Source organism: Luteimonas saliphila, from assembly GCF_016774335.1.
GTDB lineage: Bacteria > Pseudomonadota > Gammaproteobacteria > Xanthomonadales > Xanthomonadaceae > Luteimonas > Luteimonas saliphila.
The window spans coordinates 1-20,815 of record NZ_JAETWA010000006.1 but is presented as its reverse complement, the minus strand read 5'-3'; the positions used below and the strand labels follow the sequence as shown (position 1 = coordinate 20,815).

At 69.1% G+C, this 20,815-nt stretch carries 21 protein-coding genes and 1 tRNA gene; 4 read left to right on the top strand and 18 right to left on the bottom strand.

The window, feature by feature from the left end; translation table 11 throughout:
* Positions 1-5 precede the first annotated feature (5 nt).
* From nuoI to tpiA, 12 genes are all read right to left on the bottom strand, one after another.
* A complete protein-coding gene (nuoI, locus tag JMO03_RS00335) occupies positions 6-494 on the bottom strand; it encodes an NADH-quinone oxidoreductase subunit NuoI (RefSeq protein ID WP_202839081.1) in 489 nt (162 codons plus the stop codon).
* Entirely contained in the window at positions 494-1,597 is a 1,104-nt protein-coding gene (gene nuoH / locus JMO03_RS00330) for an NADH-quinone oxidoreductase subunit NuoH (protein WP_202839079.1), read from the bottom strand. The genes nuoI and nuoH overlap by 1 nt, the downstream gene beginning before the upstream one ends.
* Positions 1,594-3,855, bottom strand: a complete 2,262-nt coding sequence (gene nuoG, locus JMO03_RS00325; RefSeq protein ID WP_202839077.1) for an NADH-quinone oxidoreductase subunit NuoG — start codon at positions 3,853-3,855, stop codon at positions 1,594-1,596. The genes nuoH and nuoG overlap by 4 nt, the downstream gene beginning before the upstream one ends.
* Positions 3,852-5,219 (bottom strand): NADH-quinone oxidoreductase subunit NuoF, encoded by a 1,368-nt coding sequence (gene nuoF, locus JMO03_RS00320; RefSeq protein WP_202839075.1) that lies wholly within the window; start codon positions 5,217-5,219, stop codon positions 3,852-3,854. The genes nuoG and nuoF overlap by 4 nt, the downstream gene beginning before the upstream one ends.
* Positions 5,219-5,746, bottom strand: a complete 528-nt coding sequence (gene nuoE / locus JMO03_RS00315; protein WP_202839073.1) for an NADH-quinone oxidoreductase subunit NuoE — start codon at positions 5,744-5,746, stop codon at positions 5,219-5,221. The genes nuoF and nuoE overlap by 1 nt, the downstream gene beginning before the upstream one ends.
* Before the next feature lie 175 nt (positions 5,747-5,921).
* Positions 5,922-7,220 (bottom strand): NADH-quinone oxidoreductase subunit D, encoded by a 1,299-nt coding sequence (locus JMO03_RS00310; protein WP_202839174.1) that lies wholly within the window; start codon positions 7,218-7,220, stop codon positions 5,922-5,924.
* A 20-nt stretch (positions 7,221-7,240) separates the two neighbouring features.
* Positions 7,241-7,999, bottom strand: coding sequence for an NADH-quinone oxidoreductase subunit C (locus tag JMO03_RS00305; protein WP_202839071.1), 759 nt, complete (start codon positions 7,997-7,999; stop codon positions 7,241-7,243).
* Entirely contained in the window at positions 7,996-8,580 is a 585-nt protein-coding gene (locus JMO03_RS00300) for a NuoB/complex I 20 kDa subunit family protein (protein ID WP_202839069.1), read from the bottom strand. The genes JMO03_RS00305 and JMO03_RS00300 overlap by 4 nt, the downstream gene beginning before the upstream one ends.
* Positions 8,571-8,927, bottom strand: coding sequence for an NADH-quinone oxidoreductase subunit A (locus JMO03_RS00295; RefSeq protein ID WP_202839067.1), 357 nt, complete (start codon positions 8,925-8,927; stop codon positions 8,571-8,573). The genes JMO03_RS00300 and JMO03_RS00295 overlap by 10 nt, the downstream gene beginning before the upstream one ends.
* Before the next feature lie 74 nt (positions 8,928-9,001).
* Positions 9,002-9,086 (bottom strand) — tRNA-Leu (locus JMO03_RS00290).
* A 53-nt stretch (positions 9,087-9,139) separates the two neighbouring features.
* Positions 9,140-9,607, bottom strand: coding sequence for a preprotein translocase subunit SecG (gene secG, locus JMO03_RS00285; protein ID WP_202839065.1), 468 nt, complete (start codon positions 9,605-9,607; stop codon positions 9,140-9,142).
* A gap of 36 nt (positions 9,608-9,643) precedes the next feature.
* Entirely contained in the window at positions 9,644-10,396 is a 753-nt protein-coding gene (gene tpiA, locus JMO03_RS00280) for a triose-phosphate isomerase (protein ID WP_202839063.1), read from the bottom strand.
* A gap of 65 nt (positions 10,397-10,461) precedes the next feature.
* Between tpiA and JMO03_RS00275 the strand changes: the two genes are divergently transcribed.
* From JMO03_RS00275 to JMO03_RS00265, 3 genes are all read left to right on the top strand, one after another.
* The gene (locus JMO03_RS00275) at positions 10,462-11,262 is read left to right on the top strand and encodes an SDR family NAD(P)-dependent oxidoreductase (protein ID WP_202839061.1); all 801 of its coding nucleotides are present in this window, start codon (positions 10,462-10,464) and stop codon (positions 11,260-11,262) included.
* A gap of 310 nt (positions 11,263-11,572) precedes the next feature.
* On the top strand, positions 11,573-12,751 hold the full coding sequence (locus JMO03_RS00270; protein ID WP_202839059.1) for a trypsin-like peptidase domain-containing protein: 1,179 nt from the start codon (positions 11,573-11,575) through the stop codon (positions 12,749-12,751).
* Between the two features lie 155 nt (positions 12,752-12,906).
* The gene (locus tag JMO03_RS00265; RefSeq protein ID WP_202839057.1) at positions 12,907-13,194 is read left to right on the top strand and encodes a hypothetical protein; all 288 of its coding nucleotides are present in this window, start codon (positions 12,907-12,909) and stop codon (positions 13,192-13,194) included.
* Between the two features lie 151 nt (positions 13,195-13,345).
* On the opposite strand, the gene JMO03_RS00260 is transcribed toward JMO03_RS00265, so the two are convergent.
* From JMO03_RS00260 to trpB, 5 genes are all read right to left on the bottom strand, one after another.
* The gene (locus tag JMO03_RS00260; protein WP_202839055.1) at positions 13,346-14,284 is read right to left on the bottom strand and encodes an isopenicillin N synthase family dioxygenase; all 939 of its coding nucleotides are present in this window, start codon (positions 14,282-14,284) and stop codon (positions 13,346-13,348) included.
* Positions 14,285-14,367: 83 nt separating this feature from the next.
* The gene (gene glmM / locus JMO03_RS00255) at positions 14,368-15,735 is read right to left on the bottom strand and encodes a phosphoglucosamine mutase (RefSeq protein WP_202839053.1); all 1,368 of its coding nucleotides are present in this window, start codon (positions 15,733-15,735) and stop codon (positions 14,368-14,370) included.
* Complete coding sequence (accD, locus tag JMO03_RS00250; protein ID WP_202839051.1) at positions 15,732-16,613, bottom strand: acetyl-CoA carboxylase, carboxyltransferase subunit beta; 882 nt, start codon at positions 16,611-16,613, stop codon at positions 15,732-15,734. Before accD ends, glmM begins: the two co-directional genes overlap by 4 nt.
* A 219-nt stretch (positions 16,614-16,832) precedes the next feature.
* Entirely contained in the window at positions 16,833-17,633 is an 801-nt protein-coding gene (trpA, locus tag JMO03_RS00245; RefSeq protein ID WP_202839049.1) for a tryptophan synthase subunit alpha, read from the bottom strand.
* A gap of 86 nt (positions 17,634-17,719) precedes the next feature.
* On the bottom strand, positions 17,720-18,937 hold the full coding sequence (gene trpB, locus JMO03_RS00240) for a tryptophan synthase subunit beta (RefSeq protein ID WP_202839047.1): 1,218 nt from the start codon (positions 18,935-18,937) through the stop codon (positions 17,720-17,722).
* A 94-nt stretch (positions 18,938-19,031) separates the two neighbouring features.
* Here trpB and JMO03_RS00235 point away from each other — a divergent pair, with 94 nt between their 5' ends.
* Complete coding sequence (locus JMO03_RS00235) at positions 19,032-19,928, top strand: LysR family transcriptional regulator (RefSeq protein WP_425491748.1); 897 nt, start codon at positions 19,032-19,034, stop codon at positions 19,926-19,928.
* Positions 19,929-19,931: 3 nt separating this feature from the next.
* On the opposite strand, the gene JMO03_RS00230 is transcribed toward JMO03_RS00235, so the two are convergent.
* The gene (locus JMO03_RS00230; RefSeq protein WP_202839045.1) at positions 19,932-20,585 is read right to left on the bottom strand and encodes a phosphoribosylanthranilate isomerase; all 654 of its coding nucleotides are present in this window, start codon (positions 20,583-20,585) and stop codon (positions 19,932-19,934) included.
* Between the last annotated feature and the right edge of the window lie 230 nt (positions 20,586-20,815).

The window sequence follows — 20,815 nt, the reverse complement described above, 5'->3', positions numbered from 1 at the left end:
GTCGCTTATCGGAAGGCGGCGTCGGCGGCGCGGCGCTCGGCGATCTCGGCCTCGAGCCGGTCGCCGATCGCCAGCAGCTTGGGCTTGGTGAGAATGTTCTCGCCCCGGTTCTCGAAGTGGTATTCGTGCACGTGGGTCTCGACGATCGAGTCCACCGGGCACGATTCCTCGCAGAAGCCGCAGTAGATGCACTTGAACAGGTCGATGTCGTAGCGCGTGGTGCGGCGGGTGCCGTCCTCGCGCGGTTCCGAATCGATGGTGATCGCCAGCGCGGGGCACACCGCCTCGCACAGCTTGCAGGCGATGCAGCGCTCCTCGCCGTTCGGATAGCGGCGCAGCGCGTGCAGGCCGCGGAAGCGCGGCGATTGCGGCGTCTTCTCCATCGGGTACATCAGCGTGTACTTGGGACGGAACAGGTACTTCAGCGTCAGCCACAGGCCGCCGAGCAGCTCGAGCAGCAGCAGGCTACGGAACCAGGAAACCAGCTTGTCCATCAGACGCCCGCCTCGAACACGCCGAAATACGCCATCAACGCCACCACCACGATCCAGCCGATGCTCAGCGGGATGAACACCTTCCAGCCCAGCCGCATGATCTGGTCGTAGCGGTAGCGCGGGAACGAGGCGCGGAACCAGATGAAACAGCTGGCGAAGAAGAACACCTTCGCGAACAGCCACCACCAGCCGTCGCCCAGGACCACGCCCAGCACGGGGATGTCCGGGATCCAGGCCGCCGGGATCGGCGAGAGCCAGCCGCCGAGGAAGAAGATCGGGGTCAGGAAGCTGACCAGGATCATGTTCGCGTACTCGGCCAGGAAAAACAGCGCGAACGCCGAGCCCGAATACTCGACCATGTGGCCGGCGACGATCTCGGACTCGCCCTCGACCACGTCGAACGGCGCGCGGTTGGTCTCGGCAACGCCGGAGATGAAGTAGACGACGAACAGCGGCAGCATCGGCAACCAGAACCATTCGAACAGGCCGGCATCGCCCGACTGCGCCATCACGATCTGCGACAGGTTCAGGCTGCCCGCGCCGACCATCACGCCCACCAGGGCGAAGCCCATCGCGATCTCGTAGCTGACCACCTGCGCGGCCGAACGCATCGCGCCGAGGAAGGCGTACTTCGAGTTCGACGCCCAGCCCGCCAGGATGATGCCGTACACGCCCAGCGAAGTCATCGCCAGCAGGTAGAGCAGTCCCGCATTCGCGTTGGACAGCACCAGCTGCGCATCGAACGGCACCACCGCCCAGGCCGCGAACGCGGGCGCCAGCGTGAGCAGCGGCGCCAGGATGTACAGCGCCTTCTGCGCGTTGGTCGGCTGGATGACTTCCTTGAACAGCAGCTTGAACACGTCGGCGAAGGCCTGCAGCACTCCCCAGCCCACGTACATCGGCCCGTGGCGCACGTGCATCCAGCCGATCAGCTTGCGCTCCCAGACCACGTAGAACGCGACCGCGAGGATCACCGGCACCGCGATCGCGAGTACCTTGAGCACGATCCACACGATCACGCCGATCGCGCCCAGCGACAACAGCCAGTCGTGCAGCGGCGCGGTCCAGCCCGAGAGCAGCGTGGCGGTATTGGTCGCGCTCATGCGGCCACCACCGTGACGTTGCCGGCACCCAGTGCCGCGGTCGCGCCATGGCCGGATTCGATCCAGGCGCAGCCCGGGGCGACGGCCTCGCTGACGTTGACCTGCAACGTCGCGGTGCCGGCGGCGTTGACGACCTTCGCCATCGCGCCGTTTTCCAGTTTCGCCGCAAGCGCGTCGCCCGGATGCAGGCTGATGCGCGGACCGACGTTGAGCGGATGCGCCTGCAGCGCCTGCGCGCGCCGCGTGAGCCCATCGACACGGTAGATCGCCTGCGAGACCGCCAGTTCGAATCCTTCGCCCGAAGACGCGGGGGCAGCCCCGCCGCGCGGAGCAGCCGGTTGCGTCGTCTGCAACCCGCTGCGCAGGCCGGCAAGGTCGGTGAACGCGAAGTTCGGCAGGTCGAGGGCGGCCGCGAGCGCACGCAACACCGTCCAGCCCTGTCGGGCCGCGCCGGGGAGCTTGCCGGCGGCAACCGCACGCTGGTCGCGGCCATCGAGGTTGGTGAGCGTCGCATCGTTCTCGAACAGCGTCGCGATCGGCAGGATCACGTCGGCGACGCGACGCGTCGACTGGCAGGCGAAATGGCTGAACGTCACCACCTGCGCCCCGCCCAGCGCCTTGAGCGCGGCGGCCTGGTCCGCGAAGTCGAGGCCCGGTTCGATGCCGTAGAGCACGTACGCGCTGCGCGGCTGCGCCAGCATCGCGCCTGCATCGAGTGCGGAAGGCAGCACGCCATGGCGCGCCAGGCCGACCGCGTTCGCGCCCTGCGGGATCCGGCACAGCGACGCGTTGGCGGTACGGGCGAAGTCGGCAGCAGCCGCACGGATCGCAGCGGCATGCATGCCGTTCTCGGCGACGGCGCCCACGATCACGGCGATGCGTTCCGCGCCCTTCACCGCCTCCGCCAGTTCCGCGGAGCCGAGCGCGGCGGGCACCTGCGACGGCGCGACGATCGCCTTCGAGGCGATGTCGAACGCGAACTCGAAATCGACCGGGCCGACCACGTGCACCTTCGCCCCGCGCAGGAACGCCTTGCGCACGCGCTGGTGCAGCAGAGGCACCTCGTGGCGCAGGTTGCAGCCCACGATCACGATCGCGTCGGCCAGTTCGATCTCCGCTGCCGGCACCGCGAAGGGTTCGGCCACCGCGCCGTCGGACAGGTCGCGCTGGGCGATGCGGTGATCGAGGTTGCCGGTCCCCAGGCCCTCGGCGAGCCTTGCCAGCAGCGCGCCCTCCTCGTTCGAGGTCGCCGGATGCACCAGCACGCCGAGGTTGTCGGCGGCGTTGTCGCGCAGGATCTGCGCGGCCTTCGCCAGCGCCTCGTCCCACGTCGCTTCGCGCCAGTCGCCTTCGTCGCCGTTGGACGCCACGCGCACCAGCGGCTGCACGGCGCGATCGTCGGCGTACAGGCCCTGGTGCGAATAGCGGTCGCGGTCCGACAGCCAGCACTCGTTGACCGCCTCGTTGTCTCGCGGCACCGCGCGCATCACGTCGCCGCGGCGCAGGTGGAGGAACAGGTTGCTGCCGAGCGCGTCGTGGAAGCCCAGGGATTCCTTCGCGATCAGTTCCCACGGGCGCGCGCGGAAGCGGAACACCTTGTTGGTCAGCGCGCCCACCGGACACACGTCGATCACGTTGCCGGACAGCTCGGTGGTCAGCGGCTTGCCGTCGTAGGTGCCGATCTGCAGGTTCTCGCCGCGCTGCATCCCGCCCAGCTCGTAGGTGCCGGCGATCTCCGCGGTGAACCGGACGCAGCGCGTGCACTGGATGCAGCGCGTCATCTCGGTCGCGACCAGCGGTCCCATGTCCTCGTCGGCGATCACGCGCTTGCGCTCGACGAAACGGCTCACCGAGCGGCCGTAGCCGAGCGAGAGGTCCTGCAGTTCGCACTCGCCGCCCTGGTCGCAGATCGGGCAGTCGAGCGGATGGTTGATCAGCAGGAACTCCATCACGTTGCGCTGCGCCTTGAGCGCCTTCTCGTTGCGCGTGAAGACCTTCAGCCCGTCCATCACCGGCGTGGCGCAGGCCGGCGAGGGCTTCGGCGCGGACCGCCCGCCGACCTCGGTGTCGACCAGGCACATCCGGCAGTTGGCGGCGATCGACAGCTTGTCGTGGTAGCAGAAGCGCGGGATCGGGATGCCGGCCTTGTCGGCGGCATGGATGATCATCGAGCCCTTGGGGGCGGCCAGCTCCACGCCGTCGATGAAGACGGTGACGTGGTCCGGCGGCAGGTTCGGGTTGACGGGCTGTGCGCTCACGCGGCCACCTGCTCGGCCTGGACCAGGGTGCCGGCCAGCGCGTCGTCGACGTAGAAGCGCCTGTTCACGATGGCGTACTCGAACTCATGCCAGAAATGGCGCAGGAAACCCTGCACCGGCCACGCCGCGGCCTCGCCGAACGCGCAGATGGTGTGGCCCTCGATCTGGCCCGCGGCCGCACGCAGCATGTGCAGGTCGTCGAGCGTGGCCTCCATGTTCGCGATGCGGGTCAGCATCCGGTACATCCAGCCGGTGCCCTCGCGGCACGGCGTGCACTGGCCGCAGCTTTCCTTGAAGTAGAAGCGCGCGATGCGCTGGCACGCGCGGACCATGCACGTGCTGTCGTCCATCACGATCACCGCCGCGGAGCCCAGTCCGGAACCGGCCTTCTGCAGCGCGTCGTAGTCCATGGTCAGGCCCATGATCGTTTCCGCCGGCAACACCGGCATCGACGAACCGCCCGGGATCACGCCCTTGAGCTTGCGCCCCGGGCGCAGACCGCCGGCGATCTCCAGCAGTTCCGCGAATGGCGTGCCCAGGCGCAGCTCGTAGTTGCCGGGCCTGGTCACATGCCCGGATACCGAGAAGATCTTGCAACCACCGTTGTTGGGCTTGCCGAGATTGAGGAACCACTCGGCGCCGTTGCGCACGATCGCCGGCACCGAGGCGAAGGTCTCGGTGTTGTTGATCGTGGTCGGCCTGCCGTACAGGCCGAAATTGGCCGGGAACGGCGGCTTGAACCGCGGCTGGCCTTTCTTTCCCTCCAGCGACTCCATCAGCGCGGTCTCTTCGCCGCAGATGTAGGCGCCGGCGCCGAGCGCGTTGTACAGGTCGATGTCGATGCCCGAGCCGAGGATGTCCCTGCCCAGCCAGCCGTTGGCGTAAGCCTCGCGCGTGGCTTCCTCGAGGTGCTCGAACGGCTCGTGGTGGAACTCGCCGCGCAGGTAGTTGTAGCCCACGCTGGCACCGGTCGCGTAGCAGGCGATCGCCATGCCCTCGATCACCGCGTGCGGGTTGTAGCGCAGGATGTCGCGGTCCTTGGCGGTGCCGGGCTCGGATTCGTCGGAGTTGCAGAGGATGTACTTCTGCATCTCGCCCTTGGGCATGAAGCTCCATTTCAGGCCCGTGGGGAAGCCCGCGCCGCCGCGGCCGCGCAGGCCGGACTGCTTGACCATCTCGATCACGTCCGCGGGCGCGATCTTCTCTTCGAGGATCCTGCGCAGCGCGCTGTAGCCGCCGGTCTTGAGGTAGTTCTCGTACGACCACGGCTTGTCGAAATGCAGCGTGGTGTAGACGACCTGGTGCTCCTTCGGCGCGGGGCCGACGGGGCCGTAGCCTTCCGAATAATGCGAATGTCCGGCCATCACTTCAGCCCGTCCAGCAGCTCGTCCACACGCTCGGGCGTGAGCTTTTCGTGGTAGTGCCCGTTGATCACGACCACCGGCGCGCCGCAGCAGGCGGCGACGCATTCTTCCTCGCGCTTGAGGTAGACGCGGCCGTCGGCGGTGGACTCGCCCAGCTTGCAGCCGAGCTTCTTCTCGGCGTGCGCGACCATCTCCTCGGCGCCGTTGAGCCAGCAACTGATGTTGGTGCAGAAGGCGACGTTGTTGCGCCCCACCCGCTCGGTCTCGAACATCGAATAGAAGGTCGCCACCTCGTAGGCCCACACCGGCGGCAGGTCCAGATACTTCGCGACGCCCGCGATCAACTCGTCGCTCAGCCAGCCGCCGTTCTGCTCCTGCGCCGCATGCAGACCCTGCAGCACGGCCGAGCGCTTGCGGTCCGGCGGGAATTTCGCCAGCCAGTGGTCGATGTGCGAACGCGTGGCATCGCTCAGCACGACCATCGGGTCGACGTTGCGCGCATTCTCGAAGTTGCCGGTGGCTTTCATGCGGGTGGAGCCGGGAATGGGGAATGGGGAATGGGGAATCGAATAGCCAAAGAGCGGGACGCGGAAACCACCAGGTTCTGCCTGGCGGCCAGCGAATCGCGCAGGACGAGCACGGTCCGGCTGCGCGTCGACTCCGCTCCTGCCATCCCCGATTCCCGATTCCCGATTCCCTGCTTCATCGATCGATCTCGCCGAACACGATGTCGTAGGTGCCGATCATCGCCACCACGTCGGCCAGCATGTGGCCCTTCACGATCTCGTCCATCGACGACAGGTGGGCGAATCCGGGCGCGCGCAGGTGCACTCGGAACGGCTTGTTTGCGCCGTCGCTGACCAGGTAGCAGCCGAACTCGCCCTTCGGCGCCTCGACCGCGCAGTAGGTCTCGCCGGCGGGCACGCAGTAGCCCTCGGTGAACAGCTTGAAGTGGTGGATCAGCGCTTCCATGTCGTCCTTCATCTCCTCGCGGGAGGGAGGCGCGACCTTGTAGTTGTCGATCATCACCGGGCCGGGATTCGCGCGCAGCCAGCGCACGCACTGCTCGACGATCCGGGTGGACTGGCGCATCTCGGCCACGCGCACCAGGTAACGGTCGTAGCAGTCGCCGTTGACGCCGACCGGGATGTCGAAATCGACCGCGTCGTACTTCGCGTAGGGCTGCTTCTTTCGCAGGTCCCAGGCCACACCCGAGCCGCGCAGCATCGGCCCGGTCATGCCCCAGGCCAGCGCCTGCTCCGGCGGGATCACGCCGATGCCGACCGTGCGCTGCTTCCAGATCCGGTTGTCGGTCAGCAGCGTCTCGTACTCGTCGATGCGCGCCGGGAAGTCCTTCGCGAACGCTTCCAGATAGTCGAGCATCGAACCTTCGCGCCAGGCGTTGAAGCGCTTGAGCTTGTCGCCCTTGCGCCACGGCGACTCGCGGTACTGCGGCATGCGGTCCGGCAGGTCGCGGTAGACGCCGCCGGGACGGTAGTAGGTCGCGTGCATGCGCGCACCCGACACCGCCTCGTAGACATCCATCAGTTCCTCGCGCTCGCGGAACGCGTACAGGAACACCGCCATCGCGCCCAGGTCGAGCGCGTTCGAACCGATCCACATCAGGTGGTTGAGGATGCGGGTGATCTCGTCGAACAGCGTGCGGATGTACTGCGCGCGCTCCGGCGCCTCGATCCCCATCAGGGTCTCGATTCCGAGCACGTAGGCGTGCTCGTTGCACATCATCGACACGTAGTCGAGCCGGTCCATGTAGCCGATCGACTGGTTGAACGGCTTGGACTCGGCCAGCTTCTCGGTGCCGCGGTGCAGCAGGCCGATGTGCGGATCGGCGCGGACCACGGTCTCGCCGTCCATCTCCAGGATCAGGCGCAGCACGCCGTGCGCGGCCGGGTGCTGCGGGCCGAAGTTCAGGGTGTAGTTGCGGATCTCCTGGCGGCCCTCGGCAGCGCTGCTGGCGAAGCCTTCGCTCGACTGCGGCACGGGGACATGCGGAACGGCGCTCACTTCGCGTCTCCGGTACGCCGCGCCATCTGTTCGCCGACCGCGGTCTGGTAACGCGCATCGTCGCGGATCACGCGCGGCACGTTGACGCGCGGCTCGACCGAGGTCACCGGCTCGTAGATCACGCGCTTCTTCTCGGCGTCGTAGCGGACCTCGACGTTGCCGATCAGGGGGAAGTCCTTGCGGAACGGGTGGCCGATGAAACCGTAGTCGGTCAGGATCCGGCGCAGGTCGGGATGGCCCTGGAAGATGATGCCGAACAGGTCGAACGCTTCGCGCTCGAACCAGTTGGCGACCGGCCACAGGCCGGTCAGCGACGAGACCACCGGCAGGTCGTCGCTGGGCGCGAAACAGGTCACGCGCACCCGGCGGTTGTGCTGGACCGACAGCAGTTGCGCGACGGCGGCGAAGCGGCGCTGCGGCACCGGGATCGCGCCGATACCGTCGGGCTGCGCCAGTTGCTGCGTCGTCGCCTCGCCGAAGCCGAAGCGCCCAGGCCCGCGCCCCTCGACGCCGCGGCTGAAGCCTTCCGAGGAAGCGTCGGTGTCCCATTCGTCGGCGCCGTAGCCCAGGTAATCGGCGCCGCACAGGTCGACCAGAGACTCGAAGCCGAACTCGTCGCGCAGCGCTGCGCAGGCCTCCAGCCAGTCGCCGGAGGTGACGATGCCGACTTCGCCCCGCGGCATCGCCACGGAGACCACGCCATCGGGGAAGCGCGCGCGCAGGCGCTCGACGAACGCGGACAACGGCTCGCTCATTCGCGCAGCCCCGTCTTGTCGTCGCCGAAGTTGCTGGCGCGGCGGATCTTCTTCTGCAGCTGCAGGATGCCGTAGACCAGCGCCTCGGCGGTGGGCGGGCAGCCGGGGACGTAGACGTCGACCGGCACGATGCGGTCGCAGCCGCGCACCACCGCGTAGGAATAATGGTAGTAGCCGCCGCCGTTGGCGCAGCTGCCCATCGAGATGACCCACTTCGGGCTGGGCATCTGGTCGTAGACCTTGCGCAGCGCCGGCGCCATCTTGTTGACCAGGGTGCCTGCCACGATCATCACGTCGGACTGGCGCGGCGACGGGCGGAACACCACGCCGTAGCGGTCGAGGTCCAGGCGCGCCGCGCCGGCGTGCATCATTTCCACCGCGCAGCAGGCCAGGCCGAAGGTCATCGGCCACATCGAGCCGGTGCGTGCCCAGTTGAGCAGCACGTCGGAGCTTGTGGTGACGAAGCCGCGCTCGAGCAGCGGATTCTCGCCCTCGGGACGCAGGATGTCGTCGAGCCGGCCCTCGGGCAGCGGGTTGCTGGCCGAATCCGCGAGGCCGCGGATCGCCTGGATCACTCCCATTCCAGCGCTCCCTTCTTCCACACGTAGATGAATCCGAGCAGCAGCATGCCCGCGAAGATGCCCATCTCCACCAGGCCGAGCGGCCCGAGCTCGCGGAATACCGTGGCCCACGGCACGATGAAGATGATCTCCAGGTCGAAGATGATGAACTGGATCGCGATCAGGTAGTAGCGCACGTCGAACTGCATGCGCGCGTCCTCGAACGCGGAGAAGCCGCATTCGTACGGCGACAGCTTTTCCGGCGAGGGCCGCTTGGGTCCCAGCAGGTTGCCGATGATCAGCAACGCGATGCCGATACCGGTGGCCACGATCAGGAACAGCAGGGTCGGCAGGTATTCGGCCAGCACGCGTTGTTCTCTCGGCTACTTGCCGCGTCGCCGCGGCCGTTGCTCGGCGCGCCGGAACGCGCGCAATCGATGAGTGGTGCCCAAGGGGGGACTCGAACCCCCACGACCGAAGCCGCTACCACCTCAAGGTAGTGCGTCTACCAATTCCGCCACCTGGGCAAATTCAAGCTGCCGCGAAGACCGCCGCGGCATTGCAGCAATTGTAAGCCTTCCTACTGCGTTTGCGCAGGCGGGTCGGCGTCTTCCGCCACCGGCGCCGATTCCGCAGGCGCAGCAGGCACGGTCGAATCCTGCGCCTGCGTGGCCGACGGCTGCACGTCCGGCGCGGTGGGGACGCTCGACGTGGCGGCAGGCGCGGCGGGTACGCTCACGGCGCCCGGGGCGGCCGGCGCCGCCGGCACCTGCGACATCACGCCGAGATCGGCGTCCGCGGCCGGATCGACCGCCTGGCGCGTCGCGTACCACGCCATGAACAGGGTGATCGCGAAGAACGCGATCGCCAGCCATTTGGTGGCCTTGCTGAGGAAATTGGCGGAACCGCGCGCGCCGAACACCGTGGCGGAAGCGCCGCCGCCGAAGCCCGAGCCGGCCGATGCGCCGGCGCCGCGCTGCATGAGGATCAGGGCGATCATTGCGATCGCGACCAGGACGAACAGGATGTTGAGGGTCAACAGCAGCATTGCGGCATACTCGGGATGTCTTCTTGGACCGGCCGCTCAGCGGGCGGCCGCGCGGGCGATGGCGAGGAAATCCGCCGCTACCAGCGAGGCGCCGCCGATCAGTCCGCCGTCGATGTCCGCCTGGGCGAACAGTTCGGCGGCATTGGCCGGCTTGACGCTGCCGCCGTACAGGATCGGCAGCGAATCGCCAATTCTAGCATCCTGCGCCGCGACCTGGCCACGGATGAAGGCGTGCACCTCCTGCGCCTGCTCCGGACTCGCGGTCCGGCCGGTGCCGATCGCCCAGACCGGTTCGTAGGCCACCACCGCCCCGGCGAAACGCGCCACGCCCGCCAGGTGCAGCACCGGCTGCAGCTGCGAGGCGATCACCGCTTCGGTCCGCCCCGACTCCCTGTCGTCCAGGGTCTCACCCAGGCACAGGATCGGGACCAGCCCGGCATTGGACGCCGCGAGGAACTTCTTCGCGACCAGCTCGCTGTCCTCGGCATGGTGCTGGCGGCGTTCGGAGTGCCCGACCAGGCCGTAGCGTGCACCCACGTCGAGCAGCATCCGCGCCGACACCTCGCCGGTGTACGCACCCTCCTCGTTGTGGCTGACGTCCTGCGCGCCGAAGGCCACCGGATGGCCCTCGAAGTCCTCGATCAGGTCCCCGAGGTAGGGCAGCGGCGGCAGCACCACGACATCCACACCCGGCAGCGGCAGCTCCACCACCACGGCGTTCATCAGCGACGTCGCGAATTCGCGGGTCCCGTACAGCTTCCAGTTTCCGGCTACGATCTTGCGGCGCATGACCGGCCCCGTTGCGTGCGATGCCGCACAGGATAGCCGATCGCCAGAACGACCGAAGGACTCCCATGCCCCAGGCAAGCGGCCACGCCCTCGTCACCGGCGCCTCCAGCGGCATCGGCGCGGCGATCGCCCGCGAGTACGCGCGGCGCGGGGTGCCGTTGATCCTGACCGCCAGGCGCACGGACCGGCTGCAGGCGCTCGCGGACGAACTCGGCGGCCGGGTCGATGTACACGTGGTCGCCGCCGACCTCGCCGACCCTGCCGCGCCGCAGCGGCTGGCCGACGACGTCTCGGCGCTCGGCGTGCCGCTGCGCGTGCTCGTCAACAACGCCGGCTACGGCGTGCCCGGCCGCTACCTGCGGAGCGACTGGCCGACCCACGCCGCTTTCCTGCAGGTGATGGTCGGTGCGGTCTCGGAGCTGACCTGGCGCCTGCTGCCGGCGCTGCGCGCCTGTGGCAATGGCCGCATCCTCAACGTCGCCTCGTTCGCCGCGCTGGTGCCGTCGGCGGACGGGCAGACGCTGTACGCACCGGCGAAGGCGTTCATGCTCAGGTTCACCGAATCGCTGGCGCTGGAAAACGCCGATGCCGGCGTGCACGCTACCGCGCTGTGCCCGGGATTCACCCGGTCGGAGTTCCACGACGTCACCGGCACGCGCGCGATGATGTCCAGGCTGCCGAAGTGGATGTGGCTGGAAGCGGAGGACGTTGCCCGCGCCGGGATCGATGCGGTCGAGCGCGGCCAGGTCCTGGTGGTGCCGGGCGCGGCCTACAAGCTGCTGCGCTTCGCGAGCAAGCATCTGCCGGACCGCTTCGTGTTGCGGCGGATGGCGCGCAATTCCGCGCGCATCCGCAGCATCGATTGAACCGCGTTGTCCACGGTCCGGACGCGCTCGCCCTGTAGGAAAACCCTGATTCGCGTGTAGGACACGCGTCGCGCTGTCCGCGCGCCCTCGCGACGGGCGTTGGTAGCACTGGACACGCAGCACGGAGATCGACGTTCCCATCGCCGGAAGGGGTCGCGAGGGAACCACGGACACGACGGCAAGGCGCGATTCGCGCGCCGCTCCCGCCAACGACATCGTCTCCGCCACCCGGCGGATCGCAGGGGTCGTACTGCCTGTCCCGTCGCGGCGAATTCCCGCCGCGACGACCCACGGCAAGAGTACACATGCAATGACACTCCGTTCCAACATCGCAAGCAACCGTACCTGCGCAGCGCTTCGTACCGGCGCCTTCTCCGCGATCGTTCTCGGCGCATTGGCAGCGACCTCCACGCAGGCGTCCGAGAAGGTGGTGCGCACCCCCGAAGGCGACGTCACCGTGCTGACCGCACCGGGGGGCGCGCAGCAGAAGATCCCCTCAGGCGCCTCCGCGCATCCATTCGCCACGGAAAGGCAACGTGCCGCGGCCACGCCGCTGGCATGGCCGGAGGGCGACACGGCCGCACCCAAGGGGGCACCGGAAAGCGCGCTGCCGGCGCCGCGCCGCCCATACCTGGATACCTCGGCCGCTGGCGGCGCGGCGCTGCCCTTCGCCGAGTACCTGGCCCGCCAGCAGTTCGGCGACGCCTGGCGCAAGATCGAGGCGATGCAGGACGACGACGCCCTCCAGGGCGCGAAGGACGGCGGCGAGAAAGACGGCGCGCACCATCCTTACATCCGCTATCCCGGCAACTACTACACCTTCCAGTGGACGGCGGCACCCTGGAACAAGATCGGCAAGCTGTATTTCACCACTCCCAGTGGCGGCAGCTCGTACTGCACGGCGAACGTGGCCAGCGGCAACTCGGTGCTCGTCACCGCCGCGCACTGCGTCTATACCCGGGGCCAGGGCTTCAACCGGAACTTCGTGTTCGTGCCGGCGGACCGCTATGGCGTCGCGCCGTACGGACGCTACGGCTGGCAGTCGGCGACGGTGCTCAACGAGTGGATCAACAACGGCGGCAGGCGCTGGGACGTGGCCGTGATCAGGCTGGCCGGGGAAGCCACCACCGGGCAACCGGTGACCAACTACGTCGGCTGGCTGGGACGCAGCTGGGACTGGGACTACTCGCAATCGATCTACTCGCATGGCTACGCGAGCAACCTCAGCACCCAGTACACCCACATCTGCGCAGGCCAGAGCTACAGCTCGAGCTGGGAGGGCACCGACGTGCTGGTGCAGGGCTGCGACATGACCTACGGCAGCAGCGGCGGCGGCTGGTTGCGCAACTACACGCCCAACTCGCACGGCGGCAACCACGTCAACGGCGTGGTCAGCGGTCCGCACATCGGCGACTTCGGCAACAGCTACGTCGGCCCGCGCTTCAGCAGCGCCAACATCGTGCCGCTTTGCAACGTCGCCGGTTGCTGATCGCGAGCCACCGTTGAGGAAGGGGGCGGGCCAGCGGCCCGCTCCCTTTTTTTTTCTCAGCGAGGGCGTCTGGCAAAGTTGTCGGGGTTCGGACCCGGGCTTACGACCGGGGGCGTTCCGGGTCGGGGATTGCTACTCGGCTCGGTCAGCCATCCATGGCTGACTCGCCGCAGCAGCGCATCCCCGCGCTGCTTTCCGCAACCCCCGACCCGGAACGCCCATCGGCCTATCATTGGCGTGACTTCAAAGGAAATGGCCACCGGGCCATCGCGGCCAGAACAACGGTGAGCCGCGTCCTGCCGCCTGGGGATCGCGGCAAGCAAAACATGGATGTTTTGCGCGCGAGTCAGGGCAGGGTGAGCGCGGATCGCTTGCGCGGCATGCCGCGCATCCGCGCGAACGCACGGCGCGCTGCGCCGGGCCGGACCGCGCAGCGGCCCTGACCGAGCGGAAAGCGATCCCCGGGCGCCAGGACGCGGCGTCCATCCGGAGCCCTGACAGGGACTCTCTCATCGGCGATCCCATGGGAGAAGAAGCCTCATGCAGGCGATTGGTGCAGCGCCGGTCCGACGTTGAGCGACGTTACGCCTGCGGCTACTTCAGTTTGATCTCGCGCAGGCGCTGCTCGAGGAATCCGTGCGCGGTGATCGGCTCGGGATACCGGCTCGGGTTCTCCGGCGTGATGCACGAAGGCAGGACGTCGATCAGGAAGTCCGGGTTCGGGTGCAGGAAGAACGGCACCGAATAGCGCGGCTGGCGCGCGGCATCGCCGGGCGGGTTGACCACGCGATGGATGGTCGAGGGATAGACGTGGTTGGTCAGGCGCTCGAGCATGTCGCCGATGTTGACCACGATGGTATCGCCCTCGGAGGTGAACGGCACCCACTCGCCCTTCTTCGACTGGACTTCCAGGCCCGCGGTGGAGGCGCCCACCAGCAGGGTGATGAAGTTGATGTCGCCGTGAGCGCCGGCGCGCACGTTGGGGATGTCGTCGGCGGTGATCGGCGGGTAGTGGATCGGGCGCAGGATCGAGTTGCCGAAATTGGTCTTGTCCGCGAAGAAGTCGGCCGGCAGGCCGATGTGCAGCGCCAGCGCCGAAAGCACGCGCGAGCCCAGCGCGTCGAGCGCGTTGTACAGCGCCAGGCCATGCTCGCGGAAGCCGGGCACTTCTTCCGGCCACACGTTCGGCGGCATCACGTCTTGGTACTTCGAATCCTCCGGCAGTTCGCGGCCGATGTGGTAGAACTCCTTGAGGTCGAAGTGCTTCGAACCCTTCGCGGTCTCGATGCCGAACGGCGTATAGCCGCGCGCACCGCCCTGTCCCGGCACGTGGTAGCGCCGCTTCACTTCGTCGGGCAGTGCGTAGAAGGCACGGAACGCCGCGTAGGCGTCGTCGATCAGCGCCTGGGGGATGCCGTGATGGCTGATGCCGGCGAAGCCCCATTCGCGGTAGGCCGCGCCGAGTTCGGCGACGAAGGCGTCGCGGTCGCCTTCGAAACGGCGGATGTCGAGGGTGGGGATACGCGCACTCATCTTGGGCTCCGGGACATCTGGCGGATCGGGACATTGGGCCACGCGCACGCGCGGGCCGCCGTGATCCCGATCAAGGGCATGGTTCAGCGCTCGGCCGCGGCACGCACCGCCCCGGCCAGGGTCTCGAGCGTGGACAGCACCAGGGCCTCGTCGTCGGCCTCGACGGTGACCCGCACCACCGGCTCGGTGCCCGACGGGCGCAGGAAGGCGCGCCCCCGCCCTTCCACCGCCGCCTGCGCGACGGCGAGCGCGGCCTTCACCCCCTCCGCCTCGGCCGGCTTCGCGCCATTGGCGTAGCGCACGTTGACCGTCTTCTGCGGCAACTTGCGCACGCCGGCCAGCGCCTGCTGCAGGGTGGTGCCGCAGCGCCGCAGCACCTCCAGCACCTGCAGCGCGCTGATGATGCCGTCGCCGGTGGTGGCGCGGTCCAGGCACAGCAGGTGGCCGGAGGCTTCTCCGCCCAGGATGCCGCCATGCTCGAGCAGCGCCTGGTGGACGTAGCGATCGCCGACCTTTGTGCGCAGGAAGCCGATCCCGGCCTTCGCCAGCGCCTGCTCGAAGCCGTAGTTGGTCATCACCGTGCCGACCACCGGGCCGCGCAGGCGGCCGCTGGCCTGCCAGTCCAGCGCGAGCACGTACAGCAGGTCGTCGCCGTCGCGCACGGTGCCGTCGCTGTCGACGAACAGCAGGCGGTCGCCGTCGCCGTCGAAGGCGATGCCGAGTTCGGCGTCGGTCTCGCGCACGCGCGCCGCCAGGCCTTCCGGGTGCATCGAGCCGACGCCGTCGTTGATGTTGGTGCCGTTGGGCGAGACCCCGATCGTCTCGACCTGCGCGCCGAGCTCGGCCAGCACCATCGGCCCGATCTGGTAGGTCGCGCCATTGGCGCAGTCGACCACGATCCGCATCCCGCCCAGATCGAAACTGCGGGAGACCGATCCCTTGCAGGCCTCGACGTAGCGGCCCACCGCATCGCGCGTGCGCACCGCCTTGCCCAGCTGTTCCGACGATACCGTGCTGAACGGCGTTTCCAGCGACGCTTCGATCGCCAGCTCGGTGGCGTCGTCGAGCTTCTCGCCGTCGGCGGAGAAGAACTTGATGCCGTTGTCGTAGTGCGGATTGTGCGAGGCGGAAATCACGATGCCGCCGTCGGCGCGCATCGAGCGGGTGAGATGCGCCACAGCCGGCGTCGGCATCGGCCCCATCAACTGCACGTCCACGCCCGCCGCCACCAGCCCGGCCTCCAGCGCCGCCTCGAACATGTAGTTCGAGATCCGGGTGTCCTTGCCGATGATCACCTGCGGCTTGCGCCACTCCCCACCCTGCCCGGCCGCCGCCGCCGCACGCAGGGCGTGGCCGTAGGCGTTGCCCAGGCGCAGCACGAAATCGGCCGAGATCGCGCCTTCGCCGACGCGGCCACGGATGCCGTCGGTGCCGAAGTATTTCCGGCTCATGCGGCGACGTCCTGCGGCACCGGCTGCCGGGTCATCATCGCCACCAGGCTCGCGATCCGGTTGCGCAATTCGCGACGGTCGCAGATCTGGTCGATCGCGCCGTGCTCGAGCAGGAACTCCGAGCGCTGGAAGCCTTCGGGCAACGTCTCGCGCACGGTCTGCTCGATCACCCGCGGACCGGCGAAGCCGATCAGCGCGTCGGGTTCGGCGATGTTGACGTCGCCCAGCATCGCGAACGAGGCCGAGACGCCGCCGGTGGTCGGGTGGGTCATCACCGAGATGTAGGGCAGCCCCGCGGCGCGCAGGCGACCCAGCGCGGCCGAGGTCTTGGCCATCTGCATCAGCGAGAACAGGCTCTCCTGCATGCGCGCGCCGCCGCTGGCGGAGAAGCAGACGAAGCCCGAGCCGATCTCCAGCGCGCGCTCGGCGCCGAGGGCGAAGCGTTCGCCCACCACCGATCCCATCGATCCGCCCATGTAGGCGAAGTCGAAGGCGGCGGCGACCATCGGCATCTGCCGCAGCCTGCCTTCCATCACGATCAACGCATCGCGCTCGCCGGTGGCCTTCTGCGCGGCCTTGATGCGGTCGGCGTACTTCTTCTGGTCGCGGAACCTGAGCACGTCGGTCGGGCCGAGTTCGCCGCCGATCTCGTGCAGCACGCCCGGGTCGAGGAAGGCCTTGAGCCGGGCGCGGGCGCGGATCGGGCGATGGAAGCCGCACTTCGGGCAGACCTCGAGGTTCTCCTCCAGTTCGGGACCATAGAGCACTGCGGCGCAGCGCTCGCATTTTTCCCACAGCCCCTCGGGCACGCTGCGCTTGCGGGTCACGCCGCTGTCGGTGCGGATGCGCGGTGGCATCAGTTTCTTCAACCAGCTCATGCCAGGGTCGAGTCCGATCGCGGTCGCGCCGCGGAAGGCGCGCAGTTTAGCGCAAGGTCCGGCAGCACCCCGGCGGCAGCCCCACACCTCTGCTTCCCGCGGGGACGCTGCATCAGCGAATGCCGCAACGGCCGTCCGGGCGGTCCAAGTCATTGAATCGGAAGTGAACGTTGCCGCTCGCGCCTGCGCAGGGCGACGGCCGGCCGGCGCGCGTGGCGATCAGTCCAGCGCGGCCCGCAGTGGCGCGAGGAAGCTGCGGGCGCAGGCGGCCGCGTCGGCGGCCCCGGTTGCGTCGGCCAGCGCCGAGACCAGTGCGCTGCCGACCACCACGCCGTCCGCATCCACCGCCATCGCCGCCGCGCCGGCCGCGTCGCGGATGCCGAACCCGGCCACCACCGGCACCGCGGCACCGGCGCGGATCCGCCTTAGGTGGTCCGTCGCCACGGCCGTGTCCAGGCGTTCGGAGGCGCCCGTCACTCCGGCGAAGCTGACGTAGTAGAGGTATCCCCGTGCGTTCGCCAGCAGGGTTGCGAGGCGCGCCTCGGTGGTCGTCGGCGAAGCCAGCAGGATCAGGTCGACCCCGTGTCCGGAGAACGCGTCGCGGAACTCCGGCGCCTCCTCCGGCGGCAGGTCGACCAGCAGCACGCCGTCCACGCCCGCCTCCGCCGCCTCCCGCGCGAAGCGCTCCGCGCCGCGGATCTCGACCGGGTTGAGGTAGCCCATCAGCACCACTGGCGTGTCCGCATCGCGTCCGCGGAAGGCCCGCACCGCGTCCAGCACCCAGGTAAGCCCGGCGCCGCGCGCCAATGCCCGTTCCGAGCTGCGCTGGATCGTGGGCCCGTCGGCCATCGGGTCGGAAAACGGCACCCCGAGTTCGATCACGTCCGCGCCCGCCTCGACCAGCGCGTGCATGACCGGCACCGTCGATTCCAGCGAAGGATCGCCGGCGGTGACGAAGGGGATCAGGGCCTTGCGGCCCATGCCACGCAACGAGGCGAATCTGCTGTCGAGACGGCTCATGTCGGGAAATCCGGGTAGGAGCGCCTTGAGGCGCGATGCGGTCGGCGGGACATTCGGACTGGAACGGGTCGCGGCTGAAGCCGCTCCTACAGCGCGATGCCTTCGCGCGCGGCGATGGTGTGCACGTCCTTGTCGCCGCGGCCGGAAAGGTTGCACAGCACCAGCGCATCCTTCGGCAGTTCGCGCGCCAGCTTGATCGCCTGGGCGACGGCGTGGCTCGATTCAAGCGCCGGCAGGATGCCTTCCGTACGGGTGAGCCTGTGGAATGCCGCCAGCGCCTCGTCGTCGGTGACCCCGACGTACTCGGCGCGGCCGCTGTCCTTGAGGAAGGCGTGCTCGGGGCCGACGCCGGGATAGTCGAGCCCGGCGGAAATCGAATGCGTTTCGGTGATCTGGCCGTCGTCGTCGCAGATCACGTAGGTGCGGTTGCCGTGCAGTACGCCGACGCGGCCGGCCGCCAGCGAGGACGCGTGGCGGCCTGTCTCGATGCCCTCGCCCGCCGCCTCGGCGCCGACGATGCGCACGCCCGGATCGTTGAGGAAGGCATGGAACAGGCCGATCGCGTTGCTGCCGCCGCCGACGCAGGCGGTGATCGCATCGGGCAGGCGGCCGTAATCCTCAAGCATCTGCGCGCGCGCCTCGCGGCCGACCACCGCATTGAAGTCGCGCACCATCCGCGGGTACGGGTCGGGGCCGGCGACGGTACCGATGATGTAGAAGGTGTCGCGCACGTTGGTGACCCAGTCGCGCATCGCCTCGTTGAGCGCGTCCTTGAGCGTGGCCGAACCGCTGGTCACCGGGACCACGGTCGCGCCCAGCAGCTTCATGCGGTAGACATTGATCTTCTGGCGCTCGATGTCGGTCGCACCCATGTAGACCACGCACTCCAGCCCCAGGCGCGTGGCCACGGTGGCGCTGGCCACGCCGTGCTGGCCGGCGCCGGTCTCGGCGATGATCCGGGTCTTGCCCATGCGGCTGGCCAGCAGCGCCTGGCCGATGGTGTTGTTCACCTTGTGCGCGCCGGTGTGGTTGAGGTCCTCGCGCTTGAGCAGGATCTGCGCGCCGCCGACCTCGCGGCTCAATCGCTCGGCGTGGTAGATCGGGCTCGGCCGGCCGACGTAGTGCTTGAGGTCCTTGTCGTAGGCGGCGACGAAGGCCGGATCGACGCGCGCGGCGTCGTAGGCCGCGGCCAGTTCCTGCAACGGCCCGATCAGGGTCTCGGCGACGAAGCGGCCGCCATGGCGGCCGAAGTGGCCGGCCGCATCCGGGTAGGCGTGGAAATCGAGGGGAGTCTGGGCATGCATGGGGGCGTCGCGCCGGGCAGGTATGGATCCACCTTAACGCACGTATCCATCACGGGAAACCGATAGTATCTGACGAAAATGTCAGGAAAACTCAATGATGCCCAGCCGTGGCCTGCCCCCGCTCAATGCCTTGCGCGCCTTCGAGGCGACCGCGCGGCTGGGCAGCGTGGCGCGCGCAGCCAGCGAACTGCACGTCACCCACGGCGCGGTCAGCCGCCAGCTGCGATTGCTGCAGGAGGACCTCGGAACCGAGCTGTTCGTGCGCGCGGGTCGCGGCCTGCGCCTGACCGATGCCGGGGAACGGCTCAGCGACGCGGCCCGCACCGCCTTCGACCAGTTGCAGGCGACCGTACGTGCGCTGCGCCGGGGCACGGCATCCGGCACCCGCGTCATCGGCTGCCCCGGCAGCCTGCTCGCACGCTGGATGATCCCGCGCCTCGAGCGCCTGCATGCAGACCTGCCCGGGCTGCACCTGCACCTGTCGCCGCACGAGGGCGAATTCGATCCTGCCCTGCCCGGCCTCGACGCCGCACTGCTGATCGGGGCGCCGCCCTGGCCTTCGCACTGGCGCGTGCATGCTCTGGCGCCGGAGCGTATCGGCCCGGTGCTCAATCCTGGCCACCCCGCGTTCGCGCGCCTGTCCGGTCAACCGGCCGCGGCGCTGGCGGCGGAAGATCTGCTGCACACCGCCTCGCGACCACAGGCCTGGCCGCAATGGGCGCGGCGGCAGGGCCTCGATCCCGCGCGGCTCCGGTTCGGCACCGGCTTCGAACACTTGTACTACCTGCTCGAAGCCGCAGTGGCTGGCCTCGGCATCGCGATCGCGCCCGAACCGCTGGTCGCGGCGGACGTCGCCGCAGGCCGGCTGGCCGCGCCTTGGGGCTTCATCGACACCGGGGCGCAATGGTGCCTGTGCGCGCCGGTCGCCGGGGACGCGCAGCTCGAACGGCTCGCCGGCTGGTTGCGCGTCGAGTTTGCCGCCGACGCCTGAGCCTCAGCCGCAGTCCGCGCGCCGGACTTCCTCGACGAACCTGCGCATGCGTGCGCCGTCCTTGACGCCGGGCGCCTCGCCCGGCGCTTCCACGCCGCTGGCCACGTCCACGCCCCAGGGGCGGGTGGCCAGGATCGCATCGTGGACGTTGTCCGGCGTCAGTCCGCCGGCAACGAGGATCGGCTTGGTGAGGCCGCGCGGCGCCAGGGTCCAGTCGAAGGAACGGCCGGTGCCGCCGGCCTCGCCCGGGGCGTGGGCGTCGAGCAGGAATCCCGCCGCCGAGGGATAGCGCGCGTGCAGCGCCAGCGGATCGGGCGCGACGCCCGCCCCCATCGCCACCGCCTTCAGGTACGGCAGGCCGAACGTGCGGCAGAACGCCTCGTCCTCGTCGCCGTGGAACTGCAGCAGCGACGGCCGGACCACGCCGACCACCTGGCGCACTTCTTCGGCGTCGTTGTCCATGAACAGGGCCACCGCGTCGACCATCGGCGCCAGCGCCTCGCGCATCGCGGCCGCCTGGTCGGGCTCGAGCCGGCGCGGACTCGGCGCCGCGAACACGAAGCCGACGGCGTCGACGCCGAGCTCGCCGGCAAGGCGGACGTCGCCCGGCCGGGTCATGCCGCAGAACTTGATGCGGGTGCGGAATAGCGGGGACATGCGGCGGGCCTCGGCGGTGGCGCGCATTGTGGACGATGCCGCCGTGGATTGAACAGGCCGTGCAGGCGAGGCGACGTGGTGGCTGCGGCCCATCCGCGGCCGAAGCCCCTCCTGCATATCGGCGTCTGCCGCCTGCGGCTCACCCGCCACCGTAGGAGCGCCTTCAGGCGCGACCGCCTGGTCGGCAACCTTGCCTGCGCAACCGCCTCGGCCGCGGGTCGCCGCGGCGT